This window comes from Ensifer sp. 22460 (genome assembly GCF_052044935.1).
Taxonomy (GTDB): domain Bacteria; phylum Pseudomonadota; class Alphaproteobacteria; order Rhizobiales; family Rhizobiaceae; genus Ensifer.
The window spans coordinates 53,626-74,072 of record NZ_JBQENZ010000019.1 but is presented as its reverse complement, the minus strand read 5'-3'; the positions used below and the strand labels follow the sequence as shown (position 1 = coordinate 74,072).

Below are 20,447 nucleotides of genomic sequence, written 5' to 3'. Positions count from 1 at the left end.
AATATTGCAGGGTTCAGCAGCTTGAACATGTTTCGAGGTCTTCCGTTGTCAGCGTCACCGGATGGGCAGGGACTTCGATCTGATCCAGTCCCAGGAGGCCGCCAAGAAGCGGCAGGTCGAAGGTAACGTCGCGCACTTCCAGCCGCATGGTGAGAACCGGCCCGTTCGGCCGTCCCCAGTAGCCAAGGCCGGATCGCTGATAGGTCACCACGAGGTTTGCGGGCTGGATGCGCCAATTGAGGTCGCAGATGCCCGGGTTCGGGTCCCCCGTCACACCACATTGGCCGTCACTTCCCATGACGACCCGGCTCAACTCATCGCTGCAATTGGCGAGAGCCGGCCCGCAGGTGGACGATATCGCGGCATCGTTCGGCGTCGCGTCGCCATTGTCCAGGGGATCGTCCGCATCGGTCGGAAAGACGTCGGCAAAGTCCTCAGTAAGGGGATCGGATACTGCTGCCAGTCGAGCGCCAAATTGCAGCGCCTTGACCGTCTGGTTCCACTGCGACATGGCGTAGCCGAACTCGACGAAAGCCGAAATCGCCAAGAGCACAAGCGGCAGTGTTATCAGCCCTTCGGTGAGCGTTACACCACGCTGGTCCTGCCAGAAGGTGACGTGGGGCCGACGATCTACCATCCGATGTACCTCTGTTCGTGAGAGGAAGTGATCGTAATTGCATCGAGCCCGAGCCAGGAAAAGACCGGTGAACTCTGGTAGACATGTGAGGTCTGCACCGTGATCGTGCCATCGGCATCGACGGGAACGATCGTGATGTCTGCAAGATCAGGCCCCCAACCGGTGACGCGCAAGGCAGCGCCGTCCGCGGGGCTCTGCGTTCCATAGAAGGCGATTAGCTTGGCGGTCGTCTCATTGCATGTCGGGTCGTAAGTTCCCGAATCCGGCCGGCATCGGGCGAGATAGCGCCCCGCATCCCTGAGACCGGCATCGATCTGCATTCGCTCCCAGAAGATATTGCCGAATTCGAGAATACCGGCGGCAAATATCGTGATGAAGGGCACTGCGACCAACGCTTCGGTCAGCACTGCTCCGTCATCGCTCGACCACAGGCCGAAACGGCGATCACGTATCCAGTTTCGCAGAGCCCTGATCATCGGACCAGCTCCGCTTCTTCCCGCAGGAACTCGGCCAGCGTCCCGCGCCCGCCTTTGCCGGTGATGTCGATCATCTCTAGCGAAAGATAGCGTTCGCTCCCCGACTTGACCGCCGGCTTCGTCAGGAACATACGGGCGAAGGCAACCGCTCGGGTATCGGAACGTCCCCTCAGGCGACCTTCGTTGTACTCGTGTTTGCAATTGACAATGGCGGAAAAGATCTCGCGGCGGTCGCCATATTCGTCCGCGGTATAGTCCGAAAGCGACGGCCCCGTGTAACACTGGCCACCCGTCCCGGGCGTTCCGGTTTCACCATTCTTGGAGGGGTCACTTATGAGCGTGGCATTGTCAAGTTCATAGCGATAAACGTCGTAAGCGGAGGGCTGCGACGGCGCACCGGCCGGCGACGGGTAGCTCGAATAGTTGCTGAGGATCGTGTCGACGGAAGGCGTCGTACCCGGTTCCCCCTGGAGGTGGGCGACGCTCCAATAGGTGGCATAGTTCCAATTGTTGCCGGTACTGATCTTGCCGCCGGCGAGGGTGGTCATCGACGCCCCGTACCCTAGGGGAACGGCCTTGGTTGGATCCCCGACCGTGCTTCCGGCCATCACCGGATCATAGTCGCCGCAGGAGTTGTCCTTCCTTGCCGCACGCACGTTCTGGGCCGGACGGTAACGACCGTCGTTGCGCGAGTTTTTGAACGAGCCCGAATATTGGTCAAAGCGCGTGTTCAGGCCGGCTTCGACAGGGCCGGCATTGGCGCCCGTCTTGGTTTCCAGCTCGTCCTGCTTGTAGCACACCCCCGGTGAGCCCGTCGCCAGCGCCTCGGCAAGCACATTCGCGCCATTCCCATAGGTCGACAGAAACCCGAAATTGCCCGGACCGGGAGAACTCGACGAGGTGCTATGAAGCTCGATCTGCGCCCCATACAGCGCGCCGTTGGCAAAGTTCGTGTGCAGCGCCTCGGCCGCATCTGCGTCATTGTTACCCGCCGGGTTTTCATACGGATTGCAGATATAGATCGGCGTGACGTCGCAGGCGCTGACCCGGTAGGCTGCAACCGCATCTGCGGAAACATTGATCGTATCGCGGTTGAGGCCGACTGGCAGCGGGAAGATCGTCTGCATTGCCTGGTCCTTGGCCGTAACCCAGGCATAGCCTGCCTCGCTTGGGTCATCTGCCCACATCTCCTCGGTGATAGGGTCATCGTCATCGCCCGCGAAGGTTCCGTCGCCTGGAATGCCCTTCAGGAACCGTACCGTCACTGTGCTCGAGTCGTCATCTGCGGCGTCGTAGGAGACGGTGATATATGTCCCGAGCGACATGCCTTCACCGCCCTCGCCGAAGGCCGCAGTGTTGGCAAGCTTTTCGATCGCAGCCTCAGCGCGCGTGATCGCATCGTCGCGACCATCTAGCTCGCGGGCCCCCGCCAGCGCCATGGCATCGACCGCATTCTGAAGATCAGTGTGGAGATTGGCGCTGCGTCCGACGTCGATGACGATGAGGGAGAAGCCAAGCAACAGAGGCATGGCAATAAGCGTCAACGCGATGACGTAGCCTCGATGGTCGTCCCAAAACCGTTTGAATGCCCTGTTCAACATTGGCATGCCTCTCCGATCGCGGCGGCTTACCGTCGTGTCGCGTTGTTTTTATTGCATTCCTTTCCGGCACTGCTGCCGCATCGAATTCCGCCTGCCCCCGTCAGTTGCCGGAGGCAGCTCCGTTGCCGCCCGTCTGGGCGGGCGCTGGGATGATAATCGCTGGTGCCCCGCCGCCCCCACCTTGGTAGCCACGGATGACCCTGCTCACCACCTTGCCATCGGTCGAGATGTGCGTGTTTTGTGCGACACGCGGGAATGGATCCTGGGTGTGGATACCCTTGTTGGCCTCCGCCGCGTTTCCAAGCCCGAAGGTGATCGAGTCCCGATGGTTCAGGTAGTCGGCGCAGCCGGAAACGGGGCTCGCCACCGCCAGAATCAGGAGTGCACGCTTACTTCTTTGCAACAGCAAGGACGCCTCCCGTATCGAGATCAAGCCTGTGGCCATAAGGCCCGGTGACGCCCTCGCCATTGCGGAAACGGCGCAGCATGTCCTTGTCCACTTCCAGTACGCCAAGCGCAAAAAGCTCGACGTCATTGGATGAACGCGTCTGGTCGAGCGGACTATAGAGCGCCTCGCCGGGTGCCGCCGGCCGCACGATATGCGGGGTTACGACGATCACGAGATCGGACTCCCGTTTCAGGAAGCTCGTCGAGCGGAAAAGCGCCCCGATTACCGGCAACTGCCCCAAACCCGGGAGCTGCTGAATATCCTTGGAGTTGATCGATTGCAGCAGGCCGGCCATGGCGAAACTCTGACCATCGCGCAGTGCCACGGTTGTCTTGGCCGCGCGCGAGATGAAGCCGGGATTGCCGTTGACGTTGATGGAGGTATCGATTTCCGAGACTTCCGGCTCGACCTTCAAGCTGATCAGCCCGCCATCGAGCACCACCGGCGTAAAGGTCAGCCGCACACCGAAGGGGCGGTAGTCGGTCTCCGTTGCAACGGTCGCACCGTTGGCCACCGTCGTCTGAATCGGCACTTCACCACCGGCATGGAAGCTGGCTGTCTCGCCGCTCATGGCAATCAGGTTTGGCTGTGCGAGGCGTCGAACCAGACCCTTTTGTTCGAGGGCGTTGATGACGACATCGATCTGGCCGCCGGAGATCTCGAGAACCTTGGCAATTAGTTGCCCAAAGGGTTGCATGCCGGTGGCTGCGCCCGCTGCATCTTCGAGGGTTCGAACCAGGGCACCATCCTTCACTCCGATGCCCTGACTGGTCGTGGCCTTGCCGATGCCATTCCTGCCCGCCCCTGCCCAACCGATGCCGAGATCGCGACCGGTCTGGCGCGACGCTTCGATCACCCGAACTTCCAGCATGACCTGCTGAGAGTCGTTGACGCGCAACTGATTGAGAACCGGCTGCTCCGAATAGGACTGGGCGATTTCGAGCACCCGTTGTAACTCCGTGGCATCGCGCACCATGCCGGTCAGGCGGATACGGTCATTCGAGTTGACCACCCGAACCCGCGATCCTGGCGATGCTGCGCGTATGGCGGACGCCACTTCGCTGAAATCACTGGCGACGCGAATGTCGATAACACCAAGAAGCTTCTTGTCATCGCCATAGACAGAGATGTTGGTCGCCCCGGTCTTTTTCCCGCGTATAAAAAGCGACTTGTCGGAGAGTGGCACGACATCAATGAGATCAGCACTTCCGATCACAAGATCTCCGAACGGTTTGCCCGTCGCGATCGTCATTGTGTCGTTCGGTGGCAGCACCACCTGCTGGACCGACCCGCCGAGATTGATGAACTTCTCCTGCGCGTCCGCCGAACCAATAAGATCGGGAGCCCAAAAGCTGCAGGCCGAAACAAGCGCAACGGTGGCCGCCAAGCCCCTGCGTCTTGCCTTGTATTTTATGCTTCCCCTCAACATTTCGGCGTACGCCCCCTCTCCTCGAAGTTGGCCCTACCCAGCCTCAGGGTAGGTTGGATTTCCCGTTACTGGATCTGCCCCACCCGGTATTCTTCCCGTTTGTTCGTGCTCCAGACACCGACGGTCGCCCACTTCGGTTCCGCCGGCAAGACCGGCTCGACATTTCGCTCGACAATTTGCACCTGTTTTTCGCGAAATGGCGTATTCATCTTGCTTTCGACGGAATTGATCCGGCCGCCAAGGTCGTCGCCGACCTTGCGAACCATGCGTTCGATCAGCTCGAATCGCCCGTCGTCGGAAGTTTGCGCGAGTTCGGCGGCGACAGGCCCTCCACCCAGATCCGCCACCGTGATCCGCCGGGTCGATTCGACAGAAGCCGATGCGATATTGCGCAGTGCGAGCGAGAGCGTGCCGATATTGGCACCAAGCGTCAGCCGCTGGGCCTCGTCGGTCGTCACCTCGAAAGTGACGGTTTTCACGATCGAGGGTTCGTCCTTGCGCTCGTCGGCCGTCTGGTCGACGGCGAGCACCTTGACCCCCTGCAACAGGACATCCACCGAGGTCTGCTCATTGCCGCTCTTGGGGTTACGGATTAGACGGGTCAGGAGCACGTCCACCCGATCCGAGGGACGCACGAAACCGGCAACACCGAGTACGTCGTTGACGCGGATCGAAACGGCCTTCATCCCCTCGTCAAGCGCCGCCGACAAAGTGGCGCGCTCGCCGGCGCCGGTAATCTTCGATGACAACACCGGCTCGCCGGGATCGATCGCCTCCATGGCATAGCGCGGCTCTTCCTTGTCGCCGAGGACCGCCTCGATCGCCTGGAAAGAGCCTTCGGGTCTCTCCTCGGAAGGCCAGGGAATGGTTTTCAGGTTCTCCGGGCGCACTCGATCGCCGAAACGCATTGGCTTGGCCGCAACGACAAGCGTCTTTTCGGATGGCTTGGAGCCACCGTTCGCCGCGAGACGCGCTCGCTCGTCAGCAAGATAAGTGCGCGTGGCAAACACCGCAGCAACGGCAAGAACGAGGGCGATTGCAAGGCTAATGATCGCTGAAAAACGCATTGCCGATACTCACACCTGATCGGAATAGAAATATCAATATTACCTAATTTAAAAGAGAGGAGTTAAGAAACTCCTCCCTTTATATATCATAGGCTGTATCAGCCTGCAGCGGGTGCATCGAGCGGCTGGGCAGCGAACCACGTCTGCCAGCTACTCCACGCAGTACCTAGGTCCGTGCCGATCAGAGTGACCGACGCGACTGCTCCGCCGACGAGCAGAGCTAGGAGAATAAGGTATTCAGTCAGCGCTACGCCGTCTTCTTCTTTCACGAAAGCGCGGAATTTTGTCAAAAGTACTTTCATCGAGAATTACCTCCAACACAATATTATCTTTGCGTGACCGCTTATTTCCCCGGCCCTCGCCTGTCATCGAGACCACCTCTCCGACTGACATCATTAATAATCCCTTAATTAATATATCGTCAACTTCTAATACGAAGTGGTGTGGGCCATCTTTGGGTTATGGTTAAAATCAGAACCCCTACTTTTTAAGGGTCAATAGAGAGATTGCTTGCGGAAACATGACATCCGTTAATATTTCTTGAACTTTTCTGTTCCGCGGTTTCTTGCGAAGCCTTTGGATGAGCTACACAATTGCATCTGAAATCACCTATCGCGCAGAACTGGTGAAACATGACCGAACTTATCAATATAATCCCTTTGGTAGCGGCGGCACTCTTTCTCTACTCCGCCTGGAGCGACTTCCAGAGCTGGCGCATTCCGAACGGCGTCGTGCTCGCGCTCGTCTCCGTCTATGCGCTGGGCGCCATGATCCGGCTCACGACAACACGGGACATCGGCGCCGCGCTCTTCTCACTCGACAGCGTCGGTGGCGATATCGGGGCTGGCTTACTGCTATTCACGCTCGGGGTGGCGCTCTGGGGCTTTCGGCTGTTCGGAGCCGGCGACGCCAAACTATTCCTGCCGATTGGCCTCTTCGTCGGATGGCACGGCATGCTCCCCTTCGCCGTTTTCCTATTGATCGGCGGGATATTGACCATGCTGGCATTGAGGCTGCCGACGCCGTTGGCGTTCGCGCACTACGCCGTGATCATGCGTATCGAGGAGATCCGCACCACCCGCAAGATCCCCTACGGCGTCATTATGGTCTTCGCCACACTCGTCACGATGGCCCTAAGTCACCGCTCGGCTTAGACACGCAGCCCGTCATGACCTCTCGAGATGACCCGATCCAGTGTCGTCGCAAACGCAAGCTCACGCCCGCGGCGGCAACTCGCGCAAGAACAGAAGGCACTGCACCAGTTGGGAGGCAGCCTCCTGGGCGAAGACAAGCACATCTTCATTCTTCTCGCGCGCCATGAGATCGAGGTAACAGTCAAGCACGATGCCGCAAAGCACGGCTGGACGTTCGAACGCTGCCGGAGAAAACCCGTCGATATTGGGCTTGCAGGCCACGTGAAGGTCGCTACATCTCGCGAGACGTTCTTTCGCGTCCTTCACAAAGCGGGTTAGTTCCCGCAAATCTGCAAGATCTCCGAGTCCTAGCAGCTGCTGGTGGAGCCGCCGCTCGAGATCTTCAAGCGTGGGGTCGGCACCGGAGGCGGCATCCTGGCGTGCGCGATGAAAGGCCAGCCGCCGCTCGCGCCGCAACGTCGCGACGTGCCCCAATTCCTCGCCGGCCATCCTTTCGGCTGCCTGCCGGATTTCTGACGAGGGGGCTCGCCCGGCAACGTAGCTCCAGAATTCGAAGGCTCGCTCTTCGTTTCTGACCGCGATGGAGAAGGCACGGTAGGCGCTTAGGGCTTCGGCGGGAATCAAATCGGCGCCTTCCTGGTCGAAGAGATCAGGCGGCGACGAAAGCCCGGCCGCGTTTCCGGTGGCTTCAACGCCGCTTGCTTTCGACCAGCCCGTGACCTCAGACAAGTGCGATCGTTCCTCAGCGATCAGGCGCTCGAAGACTGCGACCAGCTCGGGTCGTCCCTCGGCGCTCATCCTGTCTCGTAGCGCCTCATATCCGTCGATTGCCTCCTGCTCCATACGCGCGGCCGTTTGCATCAGGCCCTCCATGGTATCCAGCACGGGCGGTTCTTCGGTCAATTTTGGCATGAAGTCTCTCCGATATTAGTGCCCCATCCTACGGAAACAAAAAAACCGTTGGTTGATCTGGCGCAACGATTACGCCGTCTGTGCCGCTAACTTCCGCCCGAATTCCTGTGCCGAAGATCGCGGCGCGGCACAGGATCGATGTGAGAACAGCCGCTGCGCCAGATGGAATGCGAATGCCGAAGAACGTCCCCATCCGAAAACACGGTCTGGCCGTTTTTCTTGCGTTTTTCATCGCGGCCCTTACCGCTGCGAGCCAAGCTTTCGCCGCCGACGGCCTCTCCGCCTACCTCGCCAAGGTACAGCCGACGGAGCTTTTCGCCGGCGCCGATCGCTTCGGTGACCCCGTCGGCGAACCGGCAATCGTGCCCGTCTACAAGGGTGCCGACATCGCCGGCTACGCCTATCTCAACTCTGATTTCACGAACTCGACCGGCTATTCCGGCAAGCCGATCCATATCGTCGTCGGGATCGACAAGACCGGCGTTGTGCGTGGGCTGAAGCTAGTGGATCACAAGGAGCCGATCGTGCTGATCGGCATACCGGAAGCCCGCGTCGTCGAAGCGCTGAACTCGGTCATTGGCCGAGATCTATCTCGCGTTGCCTCGGGCGCCGAGCGCCCGCCTCAGGTCGACATCGTCAGCGGCGCGACCGTTACCGTCCTGGTAATGGGCGACAGCGTGGTGCGCTCGGCCGTCAAGCTGGTGCGGAGCGGCAGGCTCGGCGACAAGGCCGCAAGGGCGGTTGCCAGCACTGCACCGGTCCGAAAGCTCGATGCTGCGCAACAGGATATCCGCGACTGGCAAACTCTTCTCGGAGACGGTTCGATCCGCAGCCTTCGACTCGACGTTGGTGAGGTGTCGGAGGCTTTCCTTAGGGCCGGTCACAAGGACGCGGCCGACAAGCCCGAAACGACCGAACCCAAGGACCGCTTCATCGATCTCTATCTCGCACCCGTCAGCGTGCCTTCCATCGGCAAGAGCTTGCTTGGCGAAGAGGGCTATGCGCGCCTTGCCAAGCGGCTGAATCCGGGACAGTCGGCCATCCTGGTCGCGGGTGACGGTACCTATTCGTTCAAGGGGTCAGGCTATGTGCGCGGCGGCATCTTCGATCGCATCGAACTGCTGCAGGACGGGCAAGGCTTGCGCTTCCGCGACCGCGACCACACGCGGCTGACACAGATCGCCGCCGAAGGCGCCCCTCGCTTGCGCGAAATCGCCCTCTACATCATTCCCGACAGCTTCACCTTCGACGTCACCGAGCCATGGGAACTGCAGCTCCTGGTCCAGCGCAGCACCGGCGTGCGCGACAAGGCCACCCTGCCCTACGACCTCGGATACACGCTGCCCGAGCATTACATGATCGTCGAAGCAGCTCCTGCTTCGGCGGCAGCCCAGCCTGCCACAGCCCCCGCGCAAACCGCTGCGGAGCCAGGTCCGCTGGATGACGAACAGGCGCCGCTCTGGGTCGGAATCTGGGAAATGAGCCGCATCTCCATCGTCATCACCTTTGCCGGACTGCTGGTTCTGACCGCGATCTTCTTCTTTCAGAACTGGCTCGTCAGCAGGCCGAAACTGTTCGGCTGGGTACGGCGCGGCTACCTGCTTTTCGCCCTGGTCTGGCTTGGCTGGTTTGCCAATGCGCAGCTTTCCGTCGTCAATGTCCTCACGTTCGTGAATTCGCTGATCACCGGTTTTCACTGGGAGTTTTTCCTCTCGGCGCCGTTGATCTTCATTCTCTGGGCGGCAGTGGCGGCGGCTCTGCTGTTTTGGGGGCGCGGTCCGTTCTGCGGCTGGCTCTGCCCGTTTGGCGCATTGCAGGAACTTACGAACGGCATCGCCAGATGGCTGAAGGTGCCCCAGATCAAACTGCCCTGGGGTCTGCATGAGCGCCTCTGGCCGGTGAAATACATCATCTTCCTCGGACTGTTCGGCCTGTCGCTCTATTCGGTGGCACTGGCTGAGACATTTGCCGAGATCGAACCCTTCAAGACGGCGATCATTCTGAAGTTCGCGCGCGAGTGGCCCTTCGTCCTCTTCGCTTTGACGCTGCTGGCCGCGGGGCTCTTCATCGAGCGTTTCTACTGCCGCTATCTCTGCCCGCTCGGTGCAGCGCTCGCCATTCCCGGACGCATCCGCATGTTCGAATGGCTGAAACGCTGGCCCGAATGCGGCTCGCCCTGCCAGCGCTGCGCCAAGGAATGTCCGGTGCAGTCGATCCACCCTGAAGGGCAGATCAACGTCAACGAGTGCATCTACTGCATGCACTGCCAGGAACTCTACCAGGACGACCAACGCTGCCCGCACATGATCCAGGTGCGGCTGAAGCGAGAGAAATTCATGGCGCTTTCCACCCCCGCATCGAGGGGACAGGCGCCGGCAAAAACCGTGGTTACCCACAAGGGCAAGCCGATCGGCGGCAAGGAAGAGGCCACAGGCGAGCCCGCCTGACGCCATCATAAAAGGAGCAAAGACATGTCAGATCCCAATATCCCAACTGCGCTGAGCAGGCGCCAGCTGCTCGGCTCCACCGCCGCGGCGGCTGTCGCGGGTGCTGCGGCCGTCGGCGGCGCGGTTACCATTTCCACCGTCACTGCGGCGCCGGCACTGGCTGCCGGTGGCCAGTCCATTGAAGTGAAGCCCGGCGAACTCGACGAATATTATGTCTTTTTCTCCGGCGGCCACAGCGGTGAAGTCCGCATCCTCGGCCTGCCGTCGATGCGCGAGTTGATGCGAATTCCCGTCTTTAACCGCGACAGCGCAACCGGCTGGGGCCAGACGAACGAAAGCCGCAAGATCCTGACCGAAGGTCTGCTGCCGGAGACCAAGGAATATTTGAAGGACAAGGGCGGCGTCTATCTCAACGGCGACCTGCACCACCCGCACCCGTCTTTCACGGAAGGCACCTATGACGGGCGCTACCTCTTCGCAAACGACAAGGCGAACACGCGCGTTTGCCGCATCCGCCTCGATGTGATGAAGTGCGACAAGATCATCCAGTTGCCGAACCAGCACACCGTTCACGGCCTGCGCGTGCAGAAATATCCGCGCACCGGCTACGTCTTCGCCAATGGCGAAGATCGTGTGCCGATCCCGAACAACGGCTCGGTTCTCGACGACCACAAGCAGTATCACGCGATCTTCTCGGCGATCGACGGCGACACGATGAAGGTCGCTTGGCAGGTCATGATCGACGGCAATCTCGACAACGTCGACGCCGACTACCAGGGCAAATATGCCTTTGCCACCTGCTACAACTCCGAAGAGGGCGTGAACCTCGCGGAGATGATGGCAAAGGACCAGGACTGGATCGTCGTCTTCAACCTCAAGCGCATCGAGGAAGCTGTCGCGAAAGGCGACTTCAAGGAAATGGGAGGCGTTCCGGTGGTGGATGGCCGCAAGGGCTCGCCCTACACCCGCTACATTCCGGTTTCCAACGGCCCGCACGGCATGAACACGGCACCGGACGGCATTCATATCGTCGCCAACGGCAAGCTGTCGCCAACGGTCACCGTCATGGACGTGCGCCTGTTCGACGACCTGTTCGACGACAAGATCAAGCCGCGCGACACGGTCGTTGCCGAACCGGAGCTCGGGCTTGGACCGCTCCACACTGCCTATGACGGCCGGGGCAACTGCTACACGACGCTCTTCATCGACAGCCAGATCTGCAAATGGAACCTTGAGGATGCAAGGCGCGCCTACAAGGGCGAAAAGGTCAATCCGATCCGCCAGAAGCTCGACGTGCAGTATCAGCCCGGCCACAACCACACATCGATGGGGCAGACGAAGGATGCCGACGGCAAGTGGCTGATTTCTCTGAACAAGTTCTCGAAGGATCGCTACCTGAATGTCGGCCCGCTGAAGCCGGAAAACGATCAGCTCATCGATATCTCGGGCGACGAGATGGTGCTGGTTCACGACAACCCGACCTTCGCCGAGCCGCATGATGCGACGATCGTTCACAACTCCAAGATCAACCCGGTCAACGTCTGGAGCCGCGACGACAGCTTCTTTGCCGACGCGGTCGCCCAGGCAAAGGCCGACAAAATCGACCTGCTGATCGATTCCGAAGTGATCCGCGACGGCAACAAGGTCCGCGTCTACATGACGTCGGCCGCACCTGCCTTCGGGCTCGAGAGCTTCACGGTGAAGCAGGGCGATGAGGTGACCGTCTACGTCACCAATATCGACGAGGTGGAAGACCTCACGCACGGCTTCTCGATCATCAACTACGGCATCAACATGGAGGTCGCGCCGCAAGCGACGTCCTCGGTGACCTTCACTGCCGATAAGCCGGGTGTGTGGTGGTACTATTGCTCCTGGTTCTGCCATGCCATGCACATGGAGATGAAGGGCCGGATGTTCGTGGAGCCGAAGAAGGCATGATGCGTCTTCACGAGGCAGCAATGCTCGGGATGGTGGCGGTAGTCGCCGCCATTCCGGCGACGGCCGGGGCGGAAACGATCCGTCTCTCGCCTGCTGCCGTACCGTCCCTGCAGCAAGCTGTCGATGCTGCCAAACCGGGCGATGAGCTGGTGCTGGAGAACGCAGAGTTCTCCGGCCCCATCACGATTGGCAAGGCGGTAACGTTGCGCGGTGAACCCGGCGCTTCGATCAAGGGCAACGGCAACGGCAGCGTCGTCACCATCAGCGCTGAAGACGTGGTCTTCAGCGGCATTGCCGTCTCGGGCTCGGGCAGTTCTCTCGAAGAGATGAATTCGGGCGTCTTCGTTGCGCAAACCGCGAAACGGGCCGTCGTCGAGAAGAGCCGGATCGAGGGCAATCTCTACGGCATCTATCTGCACGGTGCAGAAGGCTCTATTGCCCGAGACAACGTCATCATCGGTACGGGGGAAGGCCGGTTGAGCGAAACCGGCAATGGCGTGACGCTGTGGAATGCGCCGGGTGCAAGAGTGACCGGAAACGATATCAGCTTCGGGCGCGACGGCATCGCCACCAACGCCAGCAAGCGCAACGTCTTTAGTGGAAACCGCTTCAGCAACCTGCGCTTCGCCATCCATTACATGTATACCAATGACAGTGAGATCAGCGACAACATCTCCACCGGCAACTCGGTCGGTTATGCCATCATGTTCTCCAGCCGACTGAAAATTACCGGCAACGTCTCCGATGGCGACCGCGACCACGGCCTGCTTCTGAACTACGCCAACGGTTCGACCATTACGGGCAACATCGTCAAAGGACGCCTGCAGCCCATCTCGCGCTGGGACGAGCGCGGCGTCCGCTCACAGGAGCACGGGATCCCGGCGGGAGACGGCGGAGCCGTCGAAGACAAGACGGGGATGCGCCCCGGTCCGGACAAGTGTGTCTTCATCTACAACGCCAACAAGAACCGCTTGCGTGACAACTTGTTCGAGGGTTGCGCGATCGGCATCCATTTCACCGCCGGTTCTGAGAGCAACAAACTGAGCGGTAACGCCTTCGTCGGCAACCGCAACCAGGTGAAATATGTCGGCGCCCGCTATCTCGACTGGTCCGAGGATGGACGTGGCAACTATTGGAGCGACAACCCGGCCTTCGATCTCGATGGCGACGGCATCTCTGACAATGCCTACCGGCCCAATGACCTGATCGATCGGGTGCTCTGGACGGCGCCGCAGGCACGCGTGCTGACGAGCAGCCCTGCCGTTCAGGTGGTGCGCTGGGCCCAGGCGCGGTTTCCAGCACTTCTGCCCGGCGGTGTTACCGACAGCCATCCGCTGATGGCGATGCCGGTACGAAAGGAACAATGACCATGACCTCGACCGTTAGCGTCAAAGGGGTTTCGAAAAGATATGGCGGCAAGGTTGATGCGCTGCGGGAACTCTCTTTCACCCTCGACGAAGGCGAGACCGTCGCGCTCGTCGGCCACAATGGCGCCGGCAAGACGACGCTGATCAAGCTGCTGCTCGGGCTTATCCGCCCAACCTCCGGTGAGGTACGCGTCCTCGGCGAAGATCCGGCGAAGGGCGATTTCGGCGTTCGCCGGGCGCTTGGCTATCTGCCCGAGAGCGTATCGTTTCACATGGCGCTAACGGGACGCGAAACCCTGTCCTTCTACGCGCGTCTGAAGCGGGTGGATGTCAAATGTGCCGACGAGCTCTTCGAGCGTGTCGGGCTCGCTATCAGCGCCGCCGATCGCCCCATCCGCACCTATTCCAAAGGCATGCGGCAAAGACTTGGTCTGGCGCAGGCGCTGTTGGGCGCACCAAGGGTGCTGTTTCTGGATGAGCCGACAAGTGGTCTCGATCCGGCGCTGCGGCGCAATTTCTACACCCTCATCGATGAACTGCGTGCCGGCGGAACAACGATCCTCCTGTCCTCACATGCGCTTGGGGAACTCGAGGATCGGGCCGGACGCGTGATCATCGTCAACCGCGGTTCGCAGATCGCAGACGGAACCATCGACGACCTCAGGCGGATCGCCAGCCTGCCATCCCGCATCCGGGTGCGACCGGTCTCCGGCGGAAGGCCCGGTCCGCTCAAAGATACCGGCGTCCGGTGGACGGAAGCTGGCGACGGCAGCCTGGAGACCGAAGTGGCACACGCCGAGAGGCTTCCATTGATACACCGCCTCAGCGATGCCGCCTCCGGGATCGATACCCTGACGATGATAGAGCCGACACTCGACGACCTCTACGCTCATTTCCTGAACAGCCAGGAGGCGGCGTAATGCGCAACATTCTGATTATAGCGGCCAAGGAAGTTCGCGAGGGCATGCGCAACCGCTGGGTTCTTGCGACGACATTGGTCCTCGCCGCACTCGCGCTGACGTTGACCTTTCTTGGAAGCGCACCCACCGGCAATGTCGGGGCGAGCCGCCTCGACGTGGTGATCGTCAGCCTGTCGAGCCTGACGATCTTTCTGGTGCCGCTGATTGCGCTTCTGATCTCTCACGATGCCATCGTTGGCGAGGTCGAACGCGGCACCATGCTGCTGCTGCTTGGCTATCCCATCGGGCGCGGCCAGATCGTACTCGGCAAGTTCCTCGGCCATATCGCCATACTGTGCTTCGCAACCATTTGCGGCTATGGCGCAGCCGCCATCGCGCTCGCGTTGATGGGAGGCGCAACCGACGCGCAAAGCTGGCTGGCTTTCGTTTCCATGACGGGATCGTCCGTCTTGCTCGGCGCGGTCTTCGTCGCGATCGGATACTTCGTCAGTGCCAGTGCGGGCGAGCGCAGCACCGCGGGCGGCATTGCTATCGGGCTCTGGCTGTTCTTCGTGCTGATCTACGACATGGCCCTGCTCGGCGGACTTGTGGCAGCGCAGGGGCGTTCGCTGCCGGACGGTCTGCTCGATCTCTTGCTGCTCGCCAATCCCACGGATGCCTATCGACTTCTCAATCTCGGTAGCGGCGGCGCGGCCGCGCTCTCCGGCATGGGCGGTGTCGCCAAGAACTCAATCCTCACAGGCGAGGTCCTGCTCGCCGCACTTTGCGTCTGGACAGCCGCACCGCTCGCTCTGGCCACGCTGCTTTTCTCCAGGAGGGATATTTGAAACCCGTCCACTTTGCCCTGATCGTCGCAGCATCGCTGGCGCTTGCTGGTTGCGAAAACAAAGAGCCGGCAGAGATGCCAGCGCCCTATGTCCTTAACCAGGACGCCATGGGCCGCTATTGCGGCATGAACGTCCTGGAACACGCCGGCCCCAAGGGCCAGATCATCCTTGAGAAGATACCGGAGGCCATTTGGTTTTCGTCGGCCCGCGACACCGTTGCCTTCACGATGCTGCCGGACGAACCGAAGGAAATCGCCGCGATCTACGTATCCGACATGGGCAAGGCGCCGAGCTGGGAAAAGCCTGGCGCCGATAACTGGATCGACGCACGCAAGGCCGTTTTCGTCATCGACAGCCGGGTTAGAGGCGGCATGGGCGCGGAAGAAGCGGTTCCCTTCTCTTCGGAGGAAGCCGCTCAGGCCTTCATTGCCAAGAATGGCGGCCGCATCGTGAGTTTCGCCGCTCTTCCCGAGAGCTACATCCTGGGCGCAGGTGACGAGAGCGATGACGGCGCGGAAGCACCTGGAGGACACGACCATGGATAAGCCCGTCGGCCGCCGGCGTTTCATCACGATCATGGCTGCTTTCGGCGGCTTGCCGCTTTCGCGCGGAATAGGCTGGGCGGCGCTGCCGGCGGGGCCTGTCGTATGGCACGGGCAGGCTCTGGGCGCACCGGCCACGCTGGTCCTCAACCATGAAGACCCAGCACAGGCGCAGGCGCTGATCGCCCGAGTGGTGGCAGAGGTTCGACGCCTGGAGGATATCTTCAGCCTCTACCGCGAGGTCTCGGCCCTTCGCCAACTAAATCGCCTTGGTGCCCTTGCAGCCCCGCCGACGGAGCTTGTGGAGCTCCTTGAGATCTCCCGGCGTTTTCACGCTCTCACCGGCGGGCGGTTCGAGCCCGCGATACAGCCCCTCTGGGCGCTTTACGCCCGGCACTTCGCCAGGCCGGATGCCGACCCTGCCGGGCCATCGCATGGCGAGGTGCGCGAGGCGCTGGCGTTGACCGATTTCGCGCAGGTACACATCGACCGCAATCGCATCGCTTTCTCCCGCCGAGGCATGGCGCTGACACTCAATGGTATCGCCCAAGGCTACGTCACCGATCGCGTCGTCCAGCTCTTGCGTGAGGCCGGTGTCACCAGCAGCCTCGTCGACATGGGTGAAAACCGCGCGATCGGTGCAAGGGCGGACGGGCAACCTTGGCGAATCGGCCTGGCCGACTTCGAGGATGCGAATGATGTCGACGCGACCCTGAATATCATCGATCGCGCGGTCGCGACGTCCTCTGCAAAAGGGTTCCAATTCGACGCTAAAGGCCGCTTCAGCCACATCCTGGACCCACGGAGCGGCGCAACGGCACAGCAATATGTCCGGGTTTCGGTCGTTGCGCCGGAGGCTTCGACGGCTGATGCCCTTTCGACAGCGTTTTCGCTGATGGCGCCTGATGAGATCGATGCACTGGTAAAGCGACAGACCTTGGTTGATGTACATCTCAAAAGCCGATGATGCGGTCTGTTGGCTGACGGGAACCGACTGGCAAACGTCTGGCACCAGAGCCTGCCTGATACAGCGCGTGTCTGGCGTTCAACTGAAACGACCGCCCCTCGTCACTCGCCTCCGTTCCTTGCCATTGATCGCTCAGACATGCCATTTAGGCTTGATGCAAATCTGCCGGGAACGACCGATCTGCAGCACAAGCAGCACTGAGGGCCCCACCGCCAGGCAGGGCTCGCACACGTCAGGAGAACTCATGTTTGACCACGTCAAATTCGGCGTCAGGGACTTTGCTGCGAGCAAAGCCTTCTACCTTAGGGCACTCGAACCGCTCGGTGTAGCTATCATAGCCGAGGGCGAACCTTCCTACGGTGTCGAACTTAGTTCGAAGGGCAAGGCTTCGTTGTGCCTGCACCAGACCGACGAGAAGCCGGCGCATCTTCATCTGGCCTTCGCGGCCGAAAGCCGCGAGCAAGTCGATGCTTTCTACCGCGCGGCTCTGGAAGCGGGTGGTAAAGACAATGGTGCGCCGGGTCTGCGCCCACGCTACCACGCGAACTACTATGCAGCGTTCGTGCTTTGCCCGGATGGACACAACATCGAAGCGGTTTGCCACGAAGCTGAGGCCTGACCGAGCGGGTTGAACGTCTCTCAAGGGCGCCAGGCCCTCCGCCAAAGCGGAGGGCCGTCTCATTGCGCTATTGAACTGCGGCGGTTCCATAGACGAGGTTGGGAAGCCACAGCGAGAGCTGCGGAAACATGCTGAGCATCACCAGAAGGACCATCATCATCGCGAGATAGGGCAGCACCTCGCGCGCATAGGCCATCATCGGTACCTTCAGCACCATGGACGAGATGTACATCAGGCCACCGACCGGGGGCGTGATGCCGGCGATCGTCAGGTTGGTAATGAAGACGACGCCGAAATGCACGCGGTCGATGCCGACGCCGTCGATGATCGGGATCAGCATCGGGGTCAGGATGATGAGCGCCGCCGACCCCTCGATCGCCGTGCCGATGACGATGAGGAGAACGTTGATGAGGAGCAGCATGAGCAGCGGATTGTCGGTTGCACCGCCCAACCAGCCGGACATCGCTTGCGGCACCTGTTCCCAGGCGAGATAGAAGCCGAAGGCGGCCGCCGCGCAGATCATGATCATCACGACCGCAGAATCGCGCACCGACTCCGCAAGCACTTCCGGGATCTGGCGGAGCGTGAATTCGCGGTAGCCGAAGACGGCGACGAACAGCACATAGACGACGACAACCGCGCCGGCCTCGGTGGTGGTGAATATGCCGTAGCGCGTGCCAGCGAAAATCACGACCGGGATCGACAGCGCCCAAAGCCCATCGATCAGCGCGCGGCTCGCCTCCGCCCGGCTGGCGCGCTCCTTGCGAAGCGGTTTGTAGCCGCGCTTGCGCGCGATGAAGTAGGTGGTGACCATAAGCCCGGCCGCGAGCACGAGGCCGGGCACCACGCCGGCAGCAAACAGCCGGCCGATCGAGGTTTCCGCCAGGAAGCCGTAGACGATGAGGCCGATCGAGGGCGGGATGAGGCTGGTGATGATGGAGGCGGACGAGGTGATGACTGCTGCAAAGGCGCGGCTGTAGCCTCTCTCGGCCATTTCGACGCCAAGGGTCTTGGCCAGCATCGCGGCATCGGCGTTGGCCGATGCGGTAAGGCCGCCGAGCAAGGTGCCGAGCACGGTGCACATCTGCGCCAGCGCGCCGGTCATATGGCCGACGAGTACGTCCGCGAGCGCCAGCAGGCGCCGGGTGATGCCCGATGCGTTCATGATGCAGCCGGCAAGCACGAAGAGCGGCAGCGCCAGCAAAGACACGGACTGGCTGCCCTCCGCCATTTCCTGGGCGAAATTGGCCAGCGGGATCATGTCCATATTGATGACGAAAAAGGCGAGTGCGCCGATCGCCATGGCCCAGGTGATGGGCGTCGACAACAGGAAGAGGATGACGACCAGCAGCGAAGGGCCGGCCAGATGGAAGAAGGTCATATCAGCGATTCCACATTGCGATGCAGACGGACAGTCCACGGTCTTTCGACGATGAGGTGCTGGAACAACATGCCGGCCGAAGCGAGCGCGAGCGGGCCGTAGGAAAGGCTCCGTGACAGATCGAGCGCGATCGTGTGCACATGGCGCGATGTCCAGGCCTGCCAAGCGAAGAGGATCGTCATGGCGATGAAGAACAGGGCCAGCAGAAAGTAGTTGAACCAGGCGACCGCCTTCTGCCAACCCGCCGGGAACGCTGCAACGAGGACGTCGATGGCTGCATGAGTGCCGAGACGGACGCCGGCAACTGCGCCGAAGAAGACGAGATAGGCAAAGGCCATGATCGCCAGTTCGTAGGTCCACGCGGCGGGCTGCGGGAAGATATAGCGGCTGATCACTCCCCAAAGGATCGAAATGACGATGACGAGCAACGCCGCAACACCAATCGCCTCATCGGCGCGGCGCAGGCTGAGCAGAGGAATTGCTTCCTCGGGTGGTCGTGAGGTTTCCATGGTTGTCTCGATATCCTAAAGGGCGGAATGGGGACGGCGGAATGGCCACGCGGCCCCAGGTCATCGCACCGATGCGCGACAGCATGAATGGGCGCGGCCGTTCGGGCCACGCCGCTGGAGCGCTTACTCGGCCATTGCCTTCTGCACCTGATCGTACATTCCGGGCGTAATGTTCGGCACTTTCCCGTAAGCCGCGCGCGAGGCTTCGATGAAAGCTGGAACGTCGATGTCGGTGACGATCTCGACACCGGAGGCGGCGAGCTGCTTGGCGTAGGCGTCGTCCGTTTCGAGCGTCATCGCCGTCAGCTCCTTGGCGATCGTCTGGCCTTCCTCGAGCAGGATCTTCTGCAGATCTTCCGGCAGGCCGTTGAAGAACTGGCTCGATGCCACCCAGGCCGTGAACATGATCTGGTGGCCGGTCTTCGAAATCACCTTGCGGGTCTCGTTCAGCTTCGCGCCGGCAATCGAGCCGAAGGGGCCCTCGGCCGCATCGACGACACCGGTCTGAAGGGCGTTGTAGACGTCGCCCCATGGCAGTTCCGTCGGCCGTGCGCCGTAATTGCCGAAGGTCGCCATCATGATCGGCGACGAGGGTACGCGAATGGTGACGCCGGCGAGATCGGCCGGCGAACGGACCGGCTTGTTGGCGATGATGTGGCGGTAGCCGAAAAGGCCGTTGGGCATGATGATCTTGATGCCCTGCGCCTCGAGCTTGCCTGAAAGTTCCTTGTAGAGATCCGAGGCGAACAGACGATCGGTCGCCGCCAGGTCCGGATAGACATAGGGACCTGCAAGAATGGACAAATCCGGCACAAACTGGCCGAGCTGGCCATAGTCGGTGGCGCTGAGCAGGCTCGCGCCGCTCATGACCATTTCATTGACCTTCTTCTGCGCGCCGAGTTGGTCGCCGGTCATGACGGTGATCGCGATGCGGCCGCCCGAACGTTCACCGACACGCTCGGCATAGGTCTTCATGGCTTTGACGATCGGCTCGTTGGGATTCACTTGCGAGGTCGAGAACCGCAGGCTGTATTCCTGCGCATGAGCGACGCCGCAAAAAGACAGGGCAGCCATGGCTGCGGCCAGAACAAAGGTCTTCATTAGTTCCTCCTCTTTCCGGACTCCCCTCCGGAATTCACAATGAATGAATAGATCATTCATAAATGAACGCGTGACGTCAAGTGGCGGTATGCCCTTTGACGCCAG

The 20,447-nt window shown here is 61.0% G+C and carries 20 protein-coding genes; 9 read left to right on the top strand and 11 right to left on the bottom strand.

Annotation, left to right across the window (positions count from 1 at the left end):
- Positions 1-13: 13 nt before the first annotated feature.
- From ACTJKM_RS22585 to ACTJKM_RS22555, 7 genes are all read right to left on the bottom strand, one after another.
- The gene (locus ACTJKM_RS22585) at positions 14-637 is read right to left on the bottom strand and encodes a TadE/TadG family type IV pilus assembly protein (RefSeq protein WP_058327555.1); all 624 of its coding nucleotides are present in this window, start codon (positions 635-637) and stop codon (positions 14-16) included.
- A complete protein-coding gene (locus ACTJKM_RS22580) occupies positions 631-1,110 on the bottom strand; it encodes a TadE/TadG family type IV pilus assembly protein (protein WP_058327588.1) in 480 nt (159 codons plus the stop codon). Before ACTJKM_RS22580 ends, ACTJKM_RS22585 begins: the two co-directional genes overlap by 7 nt.
- Complete coding sequence (locus tag ACTJKM_RS22575; RefSeq protein ID WP_058327556.1) at positions 1,110-2,714, bottom strand: TadE/TadG family type IV pilus assembly protein; 1,605 nt, start codon at positions 2,712-2,714, stop codon at positions 1,110-1,112. Before ACTJKM_RS22575 ends, ACTJKM_RS22580 begins: the two co-directional genes overlap by 1 nt.
- Positions 2,715-2,814: 100 nt before the next feature.
- Positions 2,815-3,120, bottom strand: coding sequence for a hypothetical protein (locus tag ACTJKM_RS22570; protein ID WP_058327589.1), 306 nt, complete (start codon positions 3,118-3,120; stop codon positions 2,815-2,817).
- Positions 3,104-4,591 (bottom strand): type II and III secretion system protein family protein, encoded by a 1,488-nt coding sequence (locus tag ACTJKM_RS22565; RefSeq protein WP_058327557.1) that lies wholly within the window; start codon positions 4,589-4,591, stop codon positions 3,104-3,106. The genes ACTJKM_RS22570 and ACTJKM_RS22565 overlap by 17 nt, the downstream gene beginning before the upstream one ends.
- A 65-nt stretch (positions 4,592-4,656) precedes the next feature.
- Positions 4,657-5,658 (bottom strand): Flp pilus assembly protein CpaB, encoded by a 1,002-nt coding sequence (cpaB, locus tag ACTJKM_RS22560; RefSeq protein WP_058327558.1) that lies wholly within the window; start codon positions 5,656-5,658, stop codon positions 4,657-4,659.
- A gap of 98 nt (positions 5,659-5,756) precedes the next feature.
- A complete protein-coding gene (locus ACTJKM_RS22555) occupies positions 5,757-5,960 on the bottom strand; it encodes a Flp family type IVb pilin (RefSeq protein WP_058327559.1) in 204 nt (67 codons plus the stop codon).
- 330 nt (positions 5,961-6,290) lie between these two features.
- Here ACTJKM_RS22555 and ACTJKM_RS22550 point away from each other — a divergent pair, with 330 nt between their 5' ends.
- Positions 6,291-6,812 carry an A24 family peptidase gene (locus ACTJKM_RS22550; RefSeq protein WP_058327560.1) on the top strand — a complete coding sequence of 174 codons (522 nt, stop codon included), beginning with the start codon at positions 6,291-6,293 and terminating at the stop codon, positions 6,810-6,812.
- A 60-nt stretch (positions 6,813-6,872) separates the two neighbouring features.
- Here the strand turns inward: ACTJKM_RS22550 and ACTJKM_RS22545 are convergent, their stop codons facing one another.
- A complete protein-coding gene (locus tag ACTJKM_RS22545; RefSeq protein WP_058327561.1) occupies positions 6,873-7,724 on the bottom strand; it encodes a ferritin-like domain-containing protein in 852 nt (283 codons plus the stop codon).
- A 173-nt stretch (positions 7,725-7,897) separates the two neighbouring features.
- Between ACTJKM_RS22545 and ACTJKM_RS22540 the strand changes: the two genes are divergently transcribed.
- The 8 genes from ACTJKM_RS22540 to ACTJKM_RS22505 all read left to right on the top strand — a co-directional run bounded on the left by ACTJKM_RS22540 (position 7,898) and on the right by ACTJKM_RS22505 (position 17,351).
- Entirely contained in the window at positions 7,898-10,171 is a 2,274-nt protein-coding gene (locus ACTJKM_RS22540; protein ID WP_058327562.1) for a NosR/NirI family protein, read from the top strand.
- Positions 10,172-10,195: 24 nt separating this feature from the next.
- Positions 10,196-12,109, top strand: coding sequence for a TAT-dependent nitrous-oxide reductase (nosZ, locus tag ACTJKM_RS22535; RefSeq protein ID WP_440660971.1), 1,914 nt, complete (start codon positions 10,196-10,198; stop codon positions 12,107-12,109).
- Complete coding sequence (locus tag ACTJKM_RS22530; RefSeq protein WP_113513959.1) at positions 12,106-13,476, top strand: right-handed parallel beta-helix repeat-containing protein; 1,371 nt, start codon at positions 12,106-12,108, stop codon at positions 13,474-13,476. Before nosZ ends, ACTJKM_RS22530 begins: the two co-directional genes overlap by 4 nt.
- A 2-nt stretch (positions 13,477-13,478) precedes the next feature.
- Positions 13,479-14,396, top strand: coding sequence for an ABC transporter ATP-binding protein (locus tag ACTJKM_RS22525; RefSeq protein ID WP_058327564.1), 918 nt, complete (start codon positions 13,479-13,481; stop codon positions 14,394-14,396).
- Positions 14,396-15,223, top strand: a complete 828-nt coding sequence (locus ACTJKM_RS22520; RefSeq protein ID WP_058327565.1) for an ABC transporter permease — start codon at positions 14,396-14,398, stop codon at positions 15,221-15,223. The genes ACTJKM_RS22525 and ACTJKM_RS22520 overlap by 1 nt, the downstream gene beginning before the upstream one ends.
- Positions 15,220-15,768 carry a nitrous oxide reductase accessory protein NosL gene (locus tag ACTJKM_RS22515; RefSeq protein ID WP_440660970.1) on the top strand — a complete coding sequence of 183 codons (549 nt, stop codon included), beginning with the start codon at positions 15,220-15,222 and terminating at the stop codon, positions 15,766-15,768. The genes ACTJKM_RS22520 and ACTJKM_RS22515 overlap by 4 nt, the downstream gene beginning before the upstream one ends.
- A 31-nt stretch (positions 15,769-15,799) precedes the next feature.
- Entirely contained in the window at positions 15,800-16,732 is a 933-nt protein-coding gene (locus tag ACTJKM_RS22510; RefSeq protein ID WP_440660968.1) for an FAD:protein FMN transferase, read from the top strand.
- Positions 16,733-16,976: 244 nt separating this feature from the next.
- Positions 16,977-17,351 (top strand): VOC family protein, encoded by a 375-nt coding sequence (locus tag ACTJKM_RS22505; protein WP_058327568.1) that lies wholly within the window; start codon positions 16,977-16,979, stop codon positions 17,349-17,351.
- 67 nt (positions 17,352-17,418) lie between these two features.
- On the opposite strand, the gene ACTJKM_RS22500 is transcribed toward ACTJKM_RS22505, so the two are convergent.
- The 3 genes from ACTJKM_RS22500 to ACTJKM_RS22490 all read right to left on the bottom strand — a co-directional run bounded on the left by ACTJKM_RS22500 (position 17,419) and on the right by ACTJKM_RS22490 (position 20,342).
- Complete coding sequence (locus ACTJKM_RS22500; protein ID WP_440660966.1) at positions 17,419-18,732, bottom strand: TRAP transporter large permease; 1,314 nt, start codon at positions 18,730-18,732, stop codon at positions 17,419-17,421.
- A complete protein-coding gene (locus tag ACTJKM_RS22495; RefSeq protein WP_440660965.1) occupies positions 18,729-19,241 on the bottom strand; it encodes a TRAP transporter small permease in 513 nt (170 codons plus the stop codon). Before ACTJKM_RS22495 ends, ACTJKM_RS22500 begins: the two co-directional genes overlap by 4 nt.
- Before the next feature lie 123 nt (positions 19,242-19,364).
- Positions 19,365-20,342: a C4-dicarboxylate TRAP transporter substrate-binding protein gene (locus ACTJKM_RS22490; protein ID WP_440660963.1), complete on the bottom strand. Its 978-nt coding sequence runs from the start codon at positions 20,340-20,342 to the stop codon at positions 19,365-19,367.
- Positions 20,343-20,447: the final 105 nt, after the last annotated feature.

What these genes read in the sequence shown, in the direction of transcription:
- ACTJKM_RS22575 (WP_058327556.1), bottom strand. Translation starts at nt 2,714, where the DNA reads ATGTTGAACAGGGCATTCAAACGGTTTTGGGACGACCATCGAGGCTAC.
- ACTJKM_RS22525 (WP_058327564.1), top strand. Translation starts at nt 13,479, where the DNA reads ATGACCTCGACCGTTAGCGTCAAAGGGGTTTCGAAAAGATATGGCGGC.
- ACTJKM_RS22555 (WP_058327559.1), bottom strand. Translation starts at nt 5,960, where the DNA reads ATGAAAGTACTTTTGACAAAATTCCGCGCTTTCGTGAAAGAAGAAGAC.
- ACTJKM_RS22530 (WP_113513959.1), top strand. Translation starts at nt 12,106, where the DNA reads ATGATGCGTCTTCACGAGGCAGCAATGCTCGGGATGGTGGCGGTAGTC.
- ACTJKM_RS22505 (WP_058327568.1), top strand. Translation starts at nt 16,977, where the DNA reads ATGTTTGACCACGTCAAATTCGGCGTCAGGGACTTTGCTGCGAGCAAA.
- ACTJKM_RS22520 (WP_058327565.1), top strand. Translation starts at nt 14,396, where the DNA reads ATGCGCAACATTCTGATTATAGCGGCCAAGGAAGTTCGCGAGGGCATG.
- ACTJKM_RS22585 (WP_058327555.1), bottom strand. Translation starts at nt 637, where the DNA reads ATGGTAGATCGTCGGCCCCACGTCACCTTCTGGCAGGACCAGCGTGGT.
- ACTJKM_RS22495 (WP_440660965.1), bottom strand. Translation starts at nt 19,241, where the DNA reads ATGGAAACCTCACGACCACCCGAGGAAGCAATTCCTCTGCTCAGCCTG.
- ACTJKM_RS22510 (WP_440660968.1), top strand. Translation starts at nt 15,800, where the DNA reads ATGGCTGCTTTCGGCGGCTTGCCGCTTTCGCGCGGAATAGGCTGGGCG.
- nosZ (WP_440660971.1), top strand. Translation starts at nt 10,196, where the DNA reads ATGTCAGATCCCAATATCCCAACTGCGCTGAGCAGGCGCCAGCTGCTC.
- ACTJKM_RS22500 (WP_440660966.1), bottom strand. Translation starts at nt 18,732, where the DNA reads ATGACCTTCTTCCATCTGGCCGGCCCTTCGCTGCTGGTCGTCATCCTC.
- ACTJKM_RS22550 (WP_058327560.1), top strand. Translation starts at nt 6,291, where the DNA reads ATGACCGAACTTATCAATATAATCCCTTTGGTAGCGGCGGCACTCTTT.
- cpaB (WP_058327558.1), bottom strand. Translation starts at nt 5,658, where the DNA reads ATGCGTTTTTCAGCGATCATTAGCCTTGCAATCGCCCTCGTTCTTGCC.
- ACTJKM_RS22545 (WP_058327561.1), bottom strand. Translation starts at nt 7,724, where the DNA reads ATGCCAAAATTGACCGAAGAACCGCCCGTGCTGGATACCATGGAGGGC.
- ACTJKM_RS22490 (WP_440660963.1), bottom strand. Translation starts at nt 20,342, where the DNA reads ATGAAGACCTTTGTTCTGGCCGCAGCCATGGCTGCCCTGTCTTTTTGC.
- ACTJKM_RS22540 (WP_058327562.1), top strand. Translation starts at nt 7,898, where the DNA reads ATGCCGAAGAACGTCCCCATCCGAAAACACGGTCTGGCCGTTTTTCTT.
- ACTJKM_RS22565 (WP_058327557.1), bottom strand. Translation starts at nt 4,591, where the DNA reads ATGTTGAGGGGAAGCATAAAATACAAGGCAAGACGCAGGGGCTTGGCG.